This is a genomic window from Variovorax sp. GW821-FHT10C12 (assembly GCF_059415405.1).
The window spans coordinates 506,289-522,171 of the sequence record NZ_JBWKNE010000001.1; the positions used below are offsets into that span (position 1 = coordinate 506,289).

A 15,883-nucleotide genomic window follows, 5' to 3' on the forward strand; every position below is an offset into this window, starting at 1 on the left:
GTGCGCATGCGCACTTTCGGGGGACACATGTGGTTGCAGCCGCGCTTCAGGCGCGCGGCGGCGTGGGCGGCCAGGGCAGCCGGCGGAACTCGGCGCGCAGCGCGGCGAGCGAGGCCGACGGGCCGGACGCGGCGGGTGCGTAGCGCTGGGCTTCGAGCTTCAGCAGCCAGTCGTGCACGGCCTGCGCAGCGGGCCCGAAGCGGGCGTCGGCGGCCTGGGCCATCTGGCGCGGCGGCGCCGTCTCGGGCAGCGGCAGGCCGGCCTTGGCCAGGCGCGCGCGGGCCCGGCCCAGCAGGCGCAGCCACGGGTCGTGCCGGCTGCGCTCCCACAGCGTCCAGCCGGCGCCGGCCAGGCTCGCGGCCACCAGCAGGTACAGCAGCACGTAGCCCAGGTCTTCCAGGCTCGGGGCGTTGAAGCCCAGGGTCTTGAGCAGGTCGAGCTGGCGGCTCTGCGTGTAGTTGAGCACCCACTGGTTCCAGCCGTTGTTCACGGCCTCCCAGGCGGCGCGCAGGTTCTGCACCAGTGTCGGGCTCATGACGCCGATGGCGCCGGCCAGCAGGCCGGGCTGCGGCGTGAGGCGCTGGAACTGCCCGATGCGCCCCGGCGCGACCGAGCCGGTCGGGTCGACGCGCACCCAGCCCGCGCCCTCTTGCCACACCTCGGCCCAGGCGTGGGCGTCGCTCTGGCGCACCACCCAGTAGTTGTCGACGTTGTTGAGCTCGCCGCCCTGGTAGCCGGTGACGATGCGCGCCGGAATCTGCAGGTGGCGCATCAGCACCACGAAGGCCGAGGCGATGTGTTCGCAGAAGCCTTCCTTGCGATCGAACCAGAACTCGTCGGCGGTCTCGTTGCCGTACACGCCGGGCTGCAGCGTGTAGGTGTAGCCGCCGGTGCGCAGGCGTTGCAAGGCGGCCTGCACGAAGGCGTTGGCATCGGCGCCGGCCAGCGCGGGGTCGGCGCGCATCTGGGCGGCGAGCGCGGCGGTGCGCGGGTTGCTGCCGGCCGGCAGCGCCAGGTAGGGCTGGAGCCGGCCGCCGGTGCGTGTCAATGGGCCGCTCTGGAACTGCGGATGGCTCTCGGCGCGGTAGCGCACGAGGTCGGTGATCGGGCGGTTCACGAACCACTGCAGGTCGGGCGTGCCGGTGACCTCGTAGCCGGGCACCTCGGGGGCGCGCGGCGCGGCGTCGAGCGTGAGCAGCCACGGGCGCTGGCTGGCCTCGAGCGTGACCTCGTAGCGCACCGGCTCGCCGCGCGTGCGCAGGTTCGGCACCGACTGCCCGCTGCGCGCCCAGGTCGGCAATGCCGTCCATTCGCGGCCGTCGAACTGCGTCAGCACCGGGCCACGGAAATACAGCTGGCTTTGGGGCGGTGCGCGGTTGTCGTCGAACTTGATGCGCGCGGCGATGCTCCCGTCGAGCGCCAGTTCGGCGATGGTGCCGACCCGCATCGTGTTCGACAGGCCGCTGCGCCCGGCCATGGCGTCGCCGGGCGTGCCCCACAGCGGCGCGAAGCGCGGGAACAGCAGGAACAGCGCGAGCATCACCGGCGCGCCCGCCAGCGCCATCCAGCCGGCCATGCGCGCGGCCTGCATCAGCGGCGGCCGGCCCACGGGCATGTGGGCGTTGACCAGCGCCGTCAGCAGGCCCAGCAGCGCCAGCAGCATGGTGAAGGCGGTGAGCAGCGACTGCGAATAGAAGAAGTTCGTGAGCATCGCGAAGAAGCCCAGGAAGAAGACCACGAAGGCGTCGCGCCGCGCGCGCAGCTCCAGCGTCTTGAGCGCCAGCAGGCACACGACCAGCGTGACGCCCGCGTCGCGGCCCAGCAGCGTGCGGTGGGTCGCGTAGGTGCCGGCCAGCGCCAGTGCCAGCAGCGCGAGGCGCCACCACTTGCTGGGCAGCGGGCGCGCCTGCAGCGCCAGCGAGGCGCGCCACAGCAGCACCAGGGCGGTGATGGCCGAGCACCACCAGGGCAGCTCGTCCACCTGCGGCAGCAGGATGAGGCCGATGACGCAGAGCAGGAACAGCGTGTCCCGTGCGTCCCTCGGCAGCGCGGTGAGTTCGCGTACGACCCGGTTCATGCCGCGACCCCGTTCATGCGCACAGCGCCAGTGCCTCGAGGCAGGCGCGGCGGTGCGCCTCGCCCTGCGAGGGTTTCACCGTGCGGCCGGCGACGCGCACGCCGTAGTCCACGCCCAGCCGGTCGGCCATGAGCACCCAGGCGCACAGGCGCGACAGCCGGGCCTCGATGTCGGGCAGCGCGGCGGCGTGCGCGTCGAGCCAGAGTTCTTCGCGTTGCGTGTGCTGCGTGTCGCGGCTCACCAGGTCTTCGGAGCCGTTGGCCTGCGCGCGCGCTGCCTTCTTCCAGACCACGAGCTTGAGCGGATCGCCGCGGCGGTAGGCGCGCACGCCGTCGTACTCGCCGGCGTTCTGCGCCCGCATCGCGGCCGACGCGGCGGCTGGGCCGGACAGGGGTTCGCCCGGCGGCAGCGGCGGCGGATGGGCTTCGGGCGTCGGGTACACGAGCAGCTGCGCGGCCGGGCGCCAGACCGTCCAGACGCGGAAGGTGCCGAGCGGAAAGCGCGTCTCGGCGGTCAGCGGCGGCACTGGGTGCAGGCCGCGCCGCTCGGGCTGGAAGGCGATCTCCACCGTGGCCGTGCCTTCGGCCGGCACGTCGGTCCAGGCCCACTGGCCGCTGCCGCGCACCGCCATGCCGATGCCGTAGCGCACGCTGCGCCGTTCGTTGTGCAGCACCACGCGCAGCACCGCCGCGGCGCCCGCGAACTGCGCCTCGGGCGGCACCATGCGCAGCGCCAGCCCGCGCAGCGTGGCGTGGCACACGTGCATGCCCACGGCGACGCTGCCGGCCAGCAGGAAGGTCAGCAGGTAGCCCAGGTTGAGCTGGTAGTTGATCGACGCCACCAGCAGCACCAGCAGCGTGGCCGCCAGCGTCCAGCCCGCGCGCGTGGGCACGATGTAGACGTTGCGCTGGGTGAGTTCGAGCGTGTCCGACGGGGCCCGGCGCGAGAGAAACCAGCCGTCGATGCGCGAGCGCAGGACGCCGACAGGGTTCACGGCAGCGGCACCGCGGCGATCATCGCCCGTACTTGTTCGACGGCGCCACGGCCGGCATCGCCCACGGGCGTGAGGCGGTGCGCGATGGTCTGCGGCAGCACGGCCTGGATGTCGTCGGGCGCGACGTAGTTCCGGTTGGCCAGCAGCGCCTGCGCCTTGGCGGCGCGCAGCACGGCGATGCCCGCGCGCGGCGACAGGCCCTGCAGGAACCAGCGGCCCGAGCGGGTCGCGGCGATCAGGTCCTGCAGGTAGTTCAGCAGCGGCTCGGCCGCGTGCACCTGCTGCACGCGCTGCTGCAGGGCGGTGAGTTCGCCGGCGGTCAGCAGGGCAGGCAGGCCGGCGAGCATCTCGCGGCGGTCGGCACCCGCCAGCAGCTGGCGCTCGGCCGCGCGGTCGGGGTAGCCCAGCGAGATGCGCATCAGGAAGCGGTCGAGCTGCGACTCGGGCAGCGCGAAGGTGCCGAGCTGGTCCTGCGGGTTCTGCGTGGCGATCACGAAGAAGGGCGAGGGCAGGGGGCGGGTCTCGCCCTCGACCGTGACCTGCTTTTCTTCCATCGCCTCGAGCAGCGCGCTCTGGGTCTTGGGGCTGGCCCGGTTGATTTCGTCGGCCAGCAGCACCTGCGCAAAGATCGGCCCGGGGTGGAACACGAAGGCCTGCTGGCCCCGGTCGTAGATCGCCACGCCCGACAGGTCGCCCGGCATCAGGTCGGCCGTGAACTGCACGCGCGAGAACTGCAGGCCGAAGGTGTGCGACAGCGCATGGGCCAGGGTCGTCTTGCCGACCCCCGGCACGTCCTCGATCAGCAGGTGCCCGCCGGCCAGCAAGCAGGCCACGCAGTCGCGCACCTGGGCCTCTTTGCCAACAATCACCGTGTTAAGCTGACTCAGCAAAGAGGCTAGCTTCGCGGCTACGTCCATATTTGTATCCATATGCAAACGATACCGTAAGACCTTGCGGCCCCATGCCGTGTGAGGTCTAGACGCGACGACACAAGACACGGCGAGAGATGGGCAAGACAGGCTACTTCACGCATCGCGACTTCTGGAAGCACGACATGGGCAACGGGCATCCCGAATGCCCCGAGCGGCTGGATGCCATCGAAGACCGGCTGCTGCTGACCGGCGTCGGCGACGCACTGGCACGGGGCGAGGTGCCCCTGGCCACGCTGGAACAGATCACCCGGGCCCACAGCCACGCGCATGTCGAACACCTCGAGGAACTGCAGCAGCGCCTCGTGGCTGACGCGCCTGCCGGCGGCCCCGACCACGCGCAGGTCGACCCCGACACCGTACTCACCCGCTTCACCCTGCTGGCCGCACGCCGCGCCGCGGGCGCTGCCGTGGCGGCCACCGATGCCGTGATGGCCGGCGAGATCGAGAACGCCTTCTGCCCGGTGCGCCCACCGGGCCACCATGCCTGCCGCGAGCAGGCCATGGGCTTCTGCTTCTTCAACAACGTGGCCATTGCCGCACGGCACGCGCTCGAGGTGCATGGCCTGGACCGCGTGGCCATCGTCGATTTCGACGTGCACCACGGCAACGGCACCGAGAACATTTTGTCGAACGACCCGCGCGTGCTGATGGTCGGGTTCTTCCAGCACCCGTTCTATCCGTACAGCGGCACCGAGCACCCGGCGTCGAACATGCTGAACCTGCCGATCCCGGCCTACACCAAGGGCATGGACGTGCGCGAGCTGGTCGAGGCGATCTGGATGCCGCGGCTCGACGCCTTCAAGCCGCAGATGGTGTTCATCAGCGCCGGCTTCGACGCCCACCGCGAGGACGAGCTGGGCCAGCTCGGCCTCAACGAAAACGACTTCGCCTGGATCACCGGCCGCGTGCGCGATGTCGCCAAGCGCCATGCGCGCGGGCGCATCGTCTCGCTGCTCGAGGGCGGCTATCACCTCGATGCCCTGGCGCGCAGCGTGGAAGCGCACATCCGCGTGCTGGCGGACCTGTAACCCGGTTGGCGCCCGCGGGGCGTCCTGTTTCTTTCACCGATGAATTTCAATTTCGACGACTTCCTCCAGCGCCTGCGACAGGTCGACGCGCACGGCCTGGGCATCGAACTCACCGTGCTCGTGGCCTGCGTGGGCGTGGCATGGGCGGTGTGCAAATGGTTCGGGCGCGACCAGCCCAAGGATTCGATCTGGTTCGGCGAGCGCACCTTCGACGGCCTGCTGTTCCCGCTGCTCGCGCTGGTGCTCACCGGCATCGCGCGCCGCGTGGCGCTCGATATGCTGCCCGTGGTGCTGGTGCTGCGCATCGCCGTGCCGGTGTTCCTGTCGCTGGCGGTCATCCGGCTGTTCGCGCGGGTGCTGCGGGCCGTGTTCCCCACCTCCAGCCTGGTGCGGCTGATCGAGCGCACCATCTCGTGGCTGGCCTGGATCGCCGCCGTGCTGTGGATCGTCGGGCTGTTGCCGCCGGTGCTGGCCGAGCTGGACGACATCACGCTGGCCTTCGGCAAGACCCGCGTGAGCCTGCAGACCATCATCCAGGGCGCGCTGTCGGCGGGGCTGGTGCTGATGATCGCGCTGTGGATCTCCAGCACCATCGAAAAACGCATCCTGCGCGAGGCCGTGAGCGACCTGTCGATGCGCAAGGTGGCGTCGAACGCGGTGCGCGCCTTCCTGCTGCTGATCGGCCTCTTGTTCGCGCTGTCGGCGGTGGGGGTCGACCTCACGGCGCTGTCGGTGCTGGGCGGCGCGCTCGGCGTGGGCCTGGGCTTCGGCCTGCAGAAGCTGGCGGCCAACTACGTGAGCGGTTTCGTGATCCTGCTGGAGCGCTCGATTCGCATCGGCGACAACGTGAAGGTCGACACCTTCGAAGGCCGCATCACCGACATCAAGACGCGCTACACGCTCATCCGCGCCGGCAACGGGCGCGAGGCCATCGTGCCGAACGAATCGCTTATCACCGGCCGGGTCGAAAACCTGTCGCTGGCCGACCGCAAGTTCAACATCACGACCAACATCGTGGTCGGCTACGAGAGCGACGTGGCGCAGGTGCAGGGCATCCTGTGCGACGCCGCCAAGGCCCAGCCGCGCGTCATGACCGACCCGGCGCCCATCGCCTACCTGGTCACCTTCGCGCCCGACGGCCTGGAATTCAGCCTGAACTTCTGGGTCGCTGACCCTGACAAGGGCAAGGACAACGTGCGCTCGGCCATCAACATCGCCATCCTCGAAGGACTGCGGGCCGCCCGCATTGACATTCCCTATCCGCAGCGGGTGCTGCGAGTGGAATCTTTGCCGGCGGGAGTGGCCGCAGCGCCTCCCGCTGTTTTATAATCACGGAAAAGCACGATCGTTCTTTTTTGAGCCCTCGAGGCCGACAAGAAGAATGGAGAGGCAGCCAAGGCCGGCGTCCTAAAATGGCCGGCTGCTCTCGAAGCCCCCCTTTTTGCAATCCAATGGAGTCAAGTCAATGAAGGTTCTTGTGCCTGTCAAACGGGTCGTCGATTACAACGTGAAGGTGCGCGTCAAGAGCGACGGCACCGGGGTGGACATTGCCAACGTCAAGATGAGCATGAACCCCTTCGACGAGATCGCTGTCGAAGAAGCGGTGCGGCTGAAGGAAAAGGGCATCGTGACCGAAGTCATCGCCGTCTCCTGCGGTGACGCGAAGTGCCAGGAAACCCTGCGCACCGCGATGGCCATCGGCGCCGATCGCGGCATCCTGGTCGAGACGAGCGAAGAGCTGCAACCCCTGGCCGTGGCCAAGCTGCTCAAGGCACTGGTCGACAAGGAACAGCCCCAGCTGATCATCCTGGGCAAGCAAGCCATCGATGACGACGCCAACCAGACCGGCCAGATGCTGGCTGCCTTGGCCGACCTGCCCCAAGCCACCTTCGCCTCGAAGGTCGACCTCGCAGCCGACAAGGTCACCGTCGCACGCGAAGTCGACGGCGGCATGGAAACGCTGACGCTCACGCTGCCCGCAGTCATCACGACCGACCTGCGCCTGAACGAGCCGCGCTACGTCACCTTGCCCAACATCATGAAGGCCAAGAAGAAGCAGCTGGACACCTTCAAGCCGGAAGACCTGGGCGTGGACGTCAAGCCCCGCCTGAAGACCCTGAAGGTCAGCGAGCCGCCCAAGCGCGGCGCCGGCATCAAGGTGCCTGACGTTGCAACGCTGGTGGACAAACTGAAGAACGAAGCGAAGGTGATCTGAACATGACCGCACTTGTTATTGCCGAACACGACCACGCCAGCATCAAGCCGGCCACCCTCAACACCGTGACTGCAGCCCTGGCCTGCGGTGGCGACGTCCACATCCTCGTGGCCGGTGCCAACGCCGCAGAAGCCGCCAAGGCCGCCGCGCAGATCGCCGGCGTGTCCAAGGTGATCGCTGCCGACAGCGCCAGCCTGGCCGAAAACCTCGCCGAGAACGTCGCCGCACAAGTGCTGGCCATCGCCGGCAACTACAGCCACATCCTGTTCCCCTCGACCGCCAACGGCAAGAACGTCGCACCGCGCGTGGCTGCCAAGCTCGATGTGGCGCAGATCTCCGACATCACCAAGGTCGATAGCCCGGATACGTTCGAGCGCCCGATCTACGCCGGCAACGCCATCGCCACCGTGCAGAGCACCGACGCCACCAAGGTGATCACCGTGCGCACGACCGGCTTCGACGCCGCAGCCGCCACCGGTGGCAGCGCCACCGTTGAAACCGCTGAAGGCGTGGCCGACAGCGGCAAGAGCGCCTTCGTGGGCCGTGAAGTCACCAAGAGCGACCGCCCCGAACTGACGGCCGCCAAGATCATCGTCTCGGGTGGCCGCGCTCTCGGCAGCGCCGAGAAGTTCAACGAAGTGATGACGCCGCTGGCCGACAAGCTCAACGCCGGCCTGGGCGCCAGCCGCGCCGCAGTGGACGCGGGCTACGCCCCGAACGACTGGCAAGTGGGTCAGACGGGCAAGATCGTCGCGCCGCAGCTGTACATCGCCGCGGGCATCTCGGGTGCGATCCAGCATCTGGCCGGCATGAAGGACTCGAAGGTCATCGTCGCGATCAACAAGGACGAGGAAGCCCCGATCTTCTCGGTGGCCGACTACGGCCTCGTGGCCGACCTGTTCACGGCCGTGCCGGAACTCGTGAAGGCGCTCTGATCGCTTCAACGCATTGAGCCAGAAGGCATCGTTCGCGATGCCTTTTTTACATCTGCCGCCCCCCACCGCGGCCCCTGGAGAGAAGACATGAGCTACACCGCCCCCCTCAAGGACATGCTGTTCGACATCGAACACCTGGCCAACATCGGCGAGATCGCCAAGCTGCCCGGCTTCGAAGATGCCGGCCTCGAAACCGCACAGGCCGTGCTCGAAGAGTGCGCACGCTTCAACCAGGACGTGGTCGCGCCGCTGAACGTCGAAGGCGACCGCAATCCTTCGTCGTTCAAGGACGGCGAAGTCACCACCAGCAAGGGCTTCAAGGACGCCTTCGCGCAGTACGTGTCGGGCGGCTGGCAGGGCCTGCAGCATCCGGCGGACTTCGGCGGCCAGGGCCTGCCCAAGACCATCGGCGCGGCCTGCGGCGAAATGCTCAACTCGGCCAACATGAGCTTCGCGCTGTGCCCGCTCTTGAGCGACGGCGCCATCGAGGCGCTGCTCACCGCCGGCTCCGACGAGCTCAAGGCCGTGTACCTCGAGAAGCTCGTGAGCGGCCAGTGGACCGGCACGATGAACCTCACCGAGCCGCAGGCCGGCAGCGACCTGGCCATGGTGCGCAGCCGCGCCGAGCCGCAGCCCGACGGCACCTACAAGGTGTTCGGCACCAAGATCTTCATCACCTACGGTGAGCACGACATGGCCGAGAACATCGTGCACCTCGTGCTGGCCCGCGTGAGCGGCGCGCCCGAAGGCGTGAAGGGCATCAGCCTGTTCGTGGTGCCGAAGTTCATGGTCAACGCCGACGGTTCGCTCGGTGCGCGCAACGACGTGCACTGCGTGAGCATCGAGCACAAGATGGGCATCAAGGCTTCGCCCACCGCCGTGCTGCAGTACGGTGACCACGGCGGCGCCGTCGGCTACCTCGTGGGCCAGGAAAACCGCGGCCTCGAGTACATGTTCATCATGATGAACTCGGCCCGCTACGCCGTGGGCATGCAGGGCATCGCGATCGCCGAGCGCGCCTACCAGCACGCCGTGGCCTACGCCAAGGACCGCGTGCAGAGCCGCCCGGTCGATGGCTCGATCAACGCGAGCGCGCCTATCATTCACCACCCCGACGTGAAGCGCATGCTGATGACGATGCGCGCCTACACCGAAGGCTGCCGCGCGATGGCCTCGGTGGCCGCCGCCGCCTACGACGCCGCGCACCACCATCCCGATGCCGACGCGCGCAAGCAGAACCAGGCCTTCTACGAATTCATGGTGCCGCTCGTAAAGGGCTACAGCACCGAGATGAGCCTCGAAGTGACCTCGCTGGGCGTGCAGGTGCACGGCGGCATGGGCTTCATCGAGGAGACCGGTGCGGCGCAGTACTACCGCGACGCGAAGATCCTCACGATCTACGAAGGCACCACCGCGATCCAGGCCAACGACCTCGTGGGCCGCAAGACCGCACGCGACGGCGGCCAGACGGCCAAGGCGATTGCCGCGCAGATCGAGAAGACCGAGGCCGAACTCGCCAAGAGCGACAGCGCCGCGGCCGCCGCCGTCCTCAAGCGCCTGACCGCCGCGCGCCTCGCGTTCATCGACGTGGTCGACTTCGTCGCCGGCCAGACCAAGGCTTCGCCGAACGCCGTGTTCTCGGGCAGCGTGCCGTACCTGATGCTGGCGGGCAACCTCGTGGCCGGCTGGCAGCTCGCGCGCTCGCTGATCGTGGCGCAGGACCAGGCCTCGCACAACGTCGACGTCGCCTTCATGCAGGCCAAGATAGCCACCGCGCGCTTCTACGCCGAGCACATCCTGAACAAGGTGCCGGGCATCCGCGACAGCATCGTCGAAGGCGCCGAGAGCGTCACGGCGCTGGCGCTCGAAGCGTTCTGACGCACCCGCCGCTGTCGCCCATCTGACGGGCGGCAGCGGCCCCTTGCTCTTATAAAACCGAACCCCTTCCCGGAGACGACATGTCCAAGCTGCCTTCTGTCCTCGCGAACCTGCCGCTGCCGATCATCGGCTCGCCGCTGTTCATCATCAGCAACCCCAAGCTCGTGATCGCGCAATGCAAGGCCGGCGTGGTCGGCTCGATGCCGGCGCTCAACGCCCGCCCCGCAGCGCAGCTCGAAGAGTGGCTGATCGAGATCACCGAGGAGCTGGCGGCCTACAACAAGGCCAACCCGGACAAGCCGGCCGCGCCCTTCGCCATCAACCAGATCGTGCACAAGAGCAACGACCGCCTGGAGCACGACATGGAGATGGTCGTGAAGTACAAGGTGCCGATCGTGATCACCTCGCTGGGTGCGCGCACCGATGTGAACGACGCTGTGCACAGCTACGGCGGCGTGACGCTGCACGACATCATCAACAACAAGTTCGCGCAGAAGGCGATCGAGAAGGGCGCCGACGGCATCATCGCCGTGGCAGCCGGTGCCGGCGGCCATGCGGGTGTGAAGAGCCCGTTCGCGCTGGTGCAGGAAATCCGCCAGTGGTTCGACGGCCCGATCGCGCTGTCGGGCTCCATCGCCTCCGGCGGCGCGGTGCTCGCGGCGCAGGCCATGGGCGCCGACTTCGCCTACATCGGCACCGCCTTCATCGCGACCGAAGAAGCGCGTGCGAGCGAGGAATACAAGCAGGCCATCGTGGACGGCAACTCGGACGACATCGTCTATTCGAGTCTGTTCACCGGCGTGCACGGCAACTACCTGGCGCCCAGCATCGTCAAGGCCGGCATGGACCCGGCCAACCTGCCCGAAGGCGACGTGACGACCATGAACTTCGGCGGCGGCGAAGGCAGCAAGGCCAAGGCCTGGAAAGACATCTGGGGCTCGGGCCAGGGCATCGGCGCGATCACCGAAGTGGCGAGCGCGGGCGCCTTCATCGAGAAGCTCAAGCGCGAATACCAGGAAGCACGACAGCGATTGGCACTTTGAACAGTTCGCACGCACCGGCATCGACCTCCGCTGCGAGCGGTGGCGGCGGGGCCGTGCCTGCGCGGCAGGGGCGGATGCCGCTGCTGGACGTGGTCAAGGGCCTGGCCTGTGCGCTGATCGTCGGGCATCACCTCGCGCGCTACGGCCCGATGCCGGCCGGCGCGCAGGTGCTGGCGCCCGATTTCTTCGGCTGGCTGGCGGACGACGGCCGGCTCGCGGTGCAGGTGTTCCTCGTGATCGCCGGTTTTCTTGCGACCGCGAGCCTGGCGCCCGACGGCGTGCTGCGCGTGGACCGGCCCGTGACGCGCATCCTGCAGCGCTACGCCCGGCTGGTCATGCCCTACCTTGCGGCGCTCACGGTGTGCGTGCTGGTGGCCGACGCGGTGCGGCCATGGCTCGGTGAAGACGTGGTGCCGGCCGCGCCGAGCCTCGGCCAATTGCTGGCGCACGGCCTGCTGCTGCAGGACCTGCTGAACTACGAGTCGCTGTCGACCGGCGTCTGGTACGTGGCCATCGATTTCCAGCTGTTCGCGCTGGCGCTCGCGCTGGTCGGGCTGCCCGCTGTGCTGCGGCAACCAGCTTCGGCCGCGCGGTGGGCGCCGGTGGCGCTGGTGTTCATCGTGGCCGTGGCCTCGCTCGCGCTGTTCAACCGGCAGGCGCGGCTGGACGACACCGCGTTCTATTTCTTCGGCGCCTACGGGCTCGGCATGCTGGCTTTCTGGGTCGGCCGCGCCACGCGTGCCAGCACCTGGCACGGCGCCGTCGCGCTGTTGGCGCTGGTGGGGGCGGGCGCGCTCATGATCGATTGGCGCAGCCGCATTGCCATCGCGCTGGTGACTGCACTGCTCATCGCGGTGGCGCAACGCCGGCAGTGGCTGTCGCCCGCGCACTGGCCCGCAGCCGCCGTGCCGCTGCAGCAGCTGGGGCGCATTTCGTATTCGCTGTTCCTGATTCATTTCCCGGTGCTGCTCGCCGTGAACGCGCTGGTGGCGGGCCTGGGGCCGCACGGGCCGTGGGTCGACCTGCTGGGCATGGTCGCGACCTTCGGCCTGTCGGTGGGCGCCGCAGTGCTGCTGTACCGGGGGGTCGAAGCCCGGCCGGCCTCGCTGCGCAGCGTATGCACACTTTTTGCCGCGTTGCTGGTCAGCGGCCTCATCGTGTCGTACTGAAGCGCGCCGCACCCGCTGCGGTGCGGCCCTTTTTCTTCCCATTCCTTTGCAAATCTGTTGCCTTCGGGCTTCAGAGCGGGCAGTCTGCGCGAACTGCCCCTGTTGTGTATGATTGTGAATCTTTCAGTAAATACTGAAAATACACAAAATCAAGGAATGACAGAACCATCGCCGCCACGATCGCCGTTGAAGGCTTTCACGTCGCCCGACATCGGCAGCGTGGTGCAAGGCGTCGCGGCGCTCGCTTGGTTGCCGCAGGCGGCGCTGCTGGCGATGGCGGTGCAGGGCCTGGCCAACGGCGAGGACATGGCGGCCGTGCTGTGGCCGGCGGCGGGCATCCTCTTGCTCGGCCTGCTGCGCGCGGGCTGCGAAGCCTGGGGCGTGCGCCGCACCTTCGGGCGCGCGCGGGCGCAACTGACAAGCTTGCGCGCGCAGACCGCGGCGGCGTTGGCGGCGGGCTCGCCGCTCGACCGCGAACGTGCGCCCTCCGGCCTCGCGGCCAGCGTGCTCGCCGAACAGGCCGAGGCGCTGGTGCCGTACCTTGTGCGCTACCAGCCCGCGCGCTGGCGCGCGACGGTGGTGCCGCTCTTCCTGATCGCCGCGGTGGCCTGGTTCTCGTGGGCCGCGGCGCTGGTGCTGCTCGTGGCGGCGCCGCTGATCCCGATCTTCATGGCCATCGTCGGCTGGCGCGCCAAGGCGGCCAGCGAGGCGCAGATGGTCGAGATGGGCGGCATGAACGCCTTCCTGCTCGACCGCCTGCGCGGCCTGGCCACGCTGCGCGCGCTCGACGCGGTCGATGCCACGGCCGACCGGCTCGGCGCCTCCGCCCAGTCGCTGCGCCAGCGCACGATGGCGGTGCTGCGCATCGCGTTCCTGTCGTCCGCCGTGCTGGAGCTGTTCTCCGCGCTGGGCGTGGCGCTGGTCGCGGTCTACATCGGTTTCCACCTGCTGGGCTCGCTCGGCTTCGGTGCCTGGGGCCAGCAGCTCAGCCTGGGCGAAGGCCTGTTCGTGCTGTTGCTGGCGCCGGCCTTCTTCGAGCCGCTGCGCGAGCTGTCGGCGGTGTGGCACGACCGCGCGGCCGGCGAAGCGGCGCTGCAGGCGCTCGATGACCTGCAAGGCGGCGCACTGCCGCTGCCCGGCGCGGGTGTCGCGGTCAAGCGTGCAGCGACCGGTGCCGCCGGCGCGGGCGCCGCACCGGCCGTGACGGTCCACGGGCTCCATTTCTCCTGGCCCGGCGAGTCGACGCCGCTCTTCGACGGATATGAATTGCGCATCGGCGCCGGCGAGCATGTCGCGCTGGCCGGCCCCAGTGGATCGGGCAAGACCGCGCTGCTCTCGCTGCTGGCCGGGCTGATGCCGGCCACGCGCGGCGAGATCGCCATCGGCGGCGTGCCGCTCACCGAACACACAGCCGCCGCATTGCGCCAGCGCACGGCGTGGATGGGGCAGAAGCCCCACGTCTTCGCCGGCTCGGTCGAAGCCAACGTGGCGCTGGGCCGTGCCGACATCGGCGCGCCCGAGGTGGCCGAGGCGATGCGTTTCGCGGCGCTCGACGACGTGGCGCAGGCCCATCCCGGCACCGCGCTGGGCGAGGGCGGCAGCGGCCTGTCGGGCGGCGAGGCCGTGCGGCTGGCGCTGGCACGCGTCGCGGTGCACCCGCATGCCGACCTGATCCTGGCCGACGAGCCCACGGCCCACCTCGACACCGCCACCGCCGCGCGCGTGGCCGACGCACTGGTGGCGCTCGCCCGCGGCCGGACGCTGATCGTCTCGACCCACGACCCGGTGCTGGCCGCACGCATGGACCGCACGGTGAGCCTCGGCCCCGAGCCGCTGGTGGAGAAGGCCGCATGAGCCGCCACGCCACCCGTTCCCCGCGCTGGCGCGACCTGCGCCTCGTGCTGCGTCCCTTCCTCGCGACGCAGCCGCGCGCCTTGCTGCTGGGCTGCCTGCTGGCCGCTGTCACGGTGCTCGCGGGCATGGCGCTGCTGGGCCTGTCGGGCTGGTTCATCACCGCGACCGCACTCGCGGGCCTGCATGCGGCCACGGCCTTCACCTTCGATGTCTTCATGCCCTCGGCCGGCATCCGGCTGCTGGCGCTCGGGCGCACGGGGTCGCGCTACGGCGAGCGGCTGGTCACGCACGACGCCACCTTCGCCGTGCTTGCCGAGCTGCGCGTGCGGCTGTTCCGCGGCTGGGCACGCCCCGAGGCCGCGCGCGACCTGCTGATGCGGCCGGCGCGGCTCTTGTTCCGCCTGACGTCCGACATCGACGCGCTCGAGTCGCTCTACCTGCGCCTGTTCGTGCCCGCCGCCGCGGCGCTGGGCGCGGCGCTGCTGGCGGGCATCGTGCTCGGCTTCATGCATGTGGGGATGGGCGTGGCGATCGCGCTCTGGCTCTGCGCCGTCGGGTGGGGGCTGGCGTTCCTCATCGCGCGGCGTGCGCGGCAACCGGCGCGACAGCGCGCGCATGCCGTGGAAGCGCTGCGCGCACGCGCCGTCGACCTGGTCGCAGGCCAGGCGGATCTCGCGATGGCCGGCCGGCTCGACGCCCAGCGCGCCGCGCTGATGAATGCCGACGCGCACCTCGCGCAGGCCGACCTCGCGCTGAACAAGCTCGAAGCCGCGGCCGGCTTCGCCTATGGCAGCGCGGGCACGCTGACGCTGGTCGGCGTGCTGTTGGCCGTCGGCGCGCTGGTGAGTGAAGGCGTCATCGGCGCCCCCGGCGCGGCGCTTGCACTGCTGATCGCGCTCACTGCCACCGAACCGTTCGCGGCGCTGCGGCGTGGCGCGCTCGATGCAGGACGCACCTGGCTGGCGGTGCGCCGGTTGGCTCCACATCTGGACCCGTCGGTGGAAGAGGGCGCGCGCCCCCATCGCACCGCGCAGACGGCGGCCGTGCAGGTCGACCAGCTCACCGTCATGCACCCCGGCAGCCTGGTCGAAGTGCTGAGCGGCGTGTCGCTGCACTTGAGCGCGGGTGAGCGCGTCGCGCTGATCGGCGCCAGCGGCGCAGGCAAGTCCACGCTGCTCTCCGTGATTGCCGGCGACCTCACGCCGCGTGCCGGCCAGGTGCAGGCGCAGCCGACCTGCCTGCTGACCCAGCGCACCGAACTCTTCCAGGACAGCCTGCGCGACAACCTGCGCCTGGCCGATCCGCAAGCGAGCGACGAGCGCCTGTGGGCCGTGCTGCATGCCGCCGGCCTCGATGCCGATGTGCGCGCGCTGGCCACCGGCCTCGACACGCGCCTGGGCGAAGGCGGCCTCGGCCTCTCGGGCGGGCAGTCGCGCCGGCTCGCGCTCGCGCGGCTGCTGCTGCGCCCGGTGCCGCTGTGGCTGCTCGACGAACCGACCGAGGCGCTCGACGCCGCCACCGCGCACGACGTGCTGCAGCGCCTGGCGCAGCAGGCCGGCCCGCGCACGCTGCTGATCGCCACGCACCTGCGCCGCGAAGCCGCGCTGGCCGACCGTCTCGTGTGCATGGCGCAGGGCCGCATCGTCGCCGACCTGCGCCGTGGCACGGAAGCCTTCGAGGCCGCGCTGCGCGGCCTGCGACCCGATTGATGAGTTGACCGACCGAGCAACGAACGAACAGAGAACACATAAAGGAAGC

12 protein-coding genes are annotated in these 15,883 nt (G+C 69.7%); 9 read left to right on the forward strand and 3 right to left on the reverse strand.

What is annotated here, in order from left to right; translation table 11 throughout:
- Positions 1 to 46 precede the first annotated feature (46 nt).
- The 3 genes from AC07OH_RS02410 to AC07OH_RS02420 are packed head-to-tail and all read right to left on the reverse strand — an operon-like array spanning position 47 to position 3,988.
- Positions 47 to 2,077 carry a transglutaminase TgpA family protein gene (locus tag AC07OH_RS02410; RefSeq protein WP_495299444.1) on the reverse strand — a complete coding sequence of 677 codons (2,031 nt, stop codon included), beginning with the start codon at positions 2,075 to 2,077 and terminating at the stop codon, positions 47 to 49.
- Between the two features lie 13 nt (positions 2,078 to 2,090).
- Positions 2,091 to 3,071, reverse strand: a complete 981-nt coding sequence (locus AC07OH_RS02415; RefSeq protein WP_159277455.1) for a DUF58 domain-containing protein — start codon at positions 3,069 to 3,071, stop codon at positions 2,091 to 2,093.
- Complete coding sequence (locus tag AC07OH_RS02420) at positions 3,068 to 3,988, reverse strand: AAA family ATPase (protein WP_495299445.1); 921 nt, start codon at positions 3,986 to 3,988, stop codon at positions 3,068 to 3,070. The genes AC07OH_RS02415 and AC07OH_RS02420 overlap by 4 nt, the downstream gene beginning before the upstream one ends.
- An 89-nt stretch (positions 3,989 to 4,077) precedes the next feature.
- Between AC07OH_RS02420 and AC07OH_RS02425 the strand changes: the two genes are divergently transcribed.
- The 9 genes from AC07OH_RS02425 to cydC all read left to right on the forward strand — a co-directional run bounded on the left by AC07OH_RS02425 (position 4,078) and on the right by cydC (position 15,834).
- Positions 4,078 to 5,031 carry a histone deacetylase family protein gene (locus AC07OH_RS02425; protein WP_099796365.1) on the forward strand — a complete coding sequence of 318 codons (954 nt, stop codon included), beginning with the start codon at positions 4,078 to 4,080 and terminating at the stop codon, positions 5,029 to 5,031.
- Positions 5,032 to 5,070: 39 nt separating this feature from the next.
- The gene (locus tag AC07OH_RS02430) at positions 5,071 to 6,360 is read left to right on the forward strand and encodes a mechanosensitive ion channel family protein (protein WP_495299446.1); all 1,290 of its coding nucleotides are present in this window, start codon (positions 5,071 to 5,073) and stop codon (positions 6,358 to 6,360) included.
- Positions 6,361 to 6,496: 136 nt separating this feature from the next.
- Positions 6,497 to 7,246 (forward strand): electron transfer flavoprotein subunit beta/FixA family protein, encoded by a 750-nt coding sequence (locus AC07OH_RS02435; protein ID WP_095743555.1) that lies wholly within the window; start codon positions 6,497 to 6,499, stop codon positions 7,244 to 7,246.
- 2 nt (positions 7,247 to 7,248) lie between these two features.
- Positions 7,249 to 8,181 (forward strand): electron transfer flavoprotein subunit alpha/FixB family protein, encoded by a 933-nt coding sequence (locus tag AC07OH_RS02440; RefSeq protein WP_095744806.1) that lies wholly within the window; start codon positions 7,249 to 7,251, stop codon positions 8,179 to 8,181.
- 87 nt (positions 8,182 to 8,268) lie between these two features.
- The gene (locus AC07OH_RS02445) at positions 8,269 to 10,059 is read left to right on the forward strand and encodes an acyl-CoA dehydrogenase (RefSeq protein WP_070059450.1); all 1,791 of its coding nucleotides are present in this window, start codon (positions 8,269 to 8,271) and stop codon (positions 10,057 to 10,059) included.
- A gap of 80 nt (positions 10,060 to 10,139) precedes the next feature.
- Entirely contained in the window at positions 10,140 to 11,102 is a 963-nt protein-coding gene (locus tag AC07OH_RS02450; RefSeq protein WP_062482679.1) for an NAD(P)H-dependent flavin oxidoreductase, read from the forward strand.
- A gap of 74 nt (positions 11,103 to 11,176) precedes the next feature.
- A complete protein-coding gene (locus AC07OH_RS02455; RefSeq protein WP_489057285.1) occupies positions 11,177 to 12,271 on the forward strand; it encodes an acyltransferase family protein in 1,095 nt (364 codons plus the stop codon).
- A 156-nt stretch (positions 12,272 to 12,427) separates the two neighbouring features.
- Positions 12,428 to 14,125, forward strand: a complete 1,698-nt coding sequence (gene cydD / locus AC07OH_RS02460) for a thiol reductant ABC exporter subunit CydD (RefSeq protein WP_495299447.1) — start codon at positions 12,428 to 12,430, stop codon at positions 14,123 to 14,125.
- A complete protein-coding gene (gene cydC / locus AC07OH_RS02465) occupies positions 14,122 to 15,834 on the forward strand; it encodes a thiol reductant ABC exporter subunit CydC (RefSeq protein WP_495299448.1) in 1,713 nt (570 codons plus the stop codon). Before cydD ends, cydC begins: the two co-directional genes overlap by 4 nt.
- Positions 15,835 to 15,883: the final 49 nt, after the last annotated feature.

What these genes read in the sequence shown, in the direction of transcription:
- AC07OH_RS02440 (WP_095744806.1), top strand. Translation starts at nt 7,249, where the DNA reads ATGACCGCACTTGTTATTGCCGAACACGACCACGCCAGCATCAAGCCG.
- AC07OH_RS02450 (WP_062482679.1), top strand. Translation starts at nt 10,140, where the DNA reads ATGTCCAAGCTGCCTTCTGTCCTCGCGAACCTGCCGCTGCCGATCATC.
- AC07OH_RS02455 (WP_489057285.1), top strand. Translation starts at nt 11,177, where the DNA reads ATGCCGCTGCTGGACGTGGTCAAGGGCCTGGCCTGTGCGCTGATCGTC.
- AC07OH_RS02435 (WP_095743555.1), top strand. Translation starts at nt 6,497, where the DNA reads ATGAAGGTTCTTGTGCCTGTCAAACGGGTCGTCGATTACAACGTGAAG.
- cydD (WP_495299447.1), top strand. Translation starts at nt 12,428, where the DNA reads ATGACAGAACCATCGCCGCCACGATCGCCGTTGAAGGCTTTCACGTCG.
- AC07OH_RS02410 (WP_495299444.1), bottom strand. Translation starts at nt 2,077, where the DNA reads ATGAACCGGGTCGTACGCGAACTCACCGCGCTGCCGAGGGACGCACGG.
- AC07OH_RS02445 (WP_070059450.1), top strand. Translation starts at nt 8,269, where the DNA reads ATGAGCTACACCGCCCCCCTCAAGGACATGCTGTTCGACATCGAACAC.
- AC07OH_RS02430 (WP_495299446.1), top strand. Translation starts at nt 5,071, where the DNA reads ATGAATTTCAATTTCGACGACTTCCTCCAGCGCCTGCGACAGGTCGAC.
- AC07OH_RS02420 (WP_495299445.1), bottom strand. Translation starts at nt 3,988, where the DNA reads ATGGACGTAGCCGCGAAGCTAGCCTCTTTGCTGAGTCAGCTTAACACG.
- AC07OH_RS02425 (WP_099796365.1), top strand. Translation starts at nt 4,078, where the DNA reads ATGGGCAAGACAGGCTACTTCACGCATCGCGACTTCTGGAAGCACGAC.
- cydC (WP_495299448.1), top strand. Translation starts at nt 14,122, where the DNA reads ATGAGCCGCCACGCCACCCGTTCCCCGCGCTGGCGCGACCTGCGCCTC.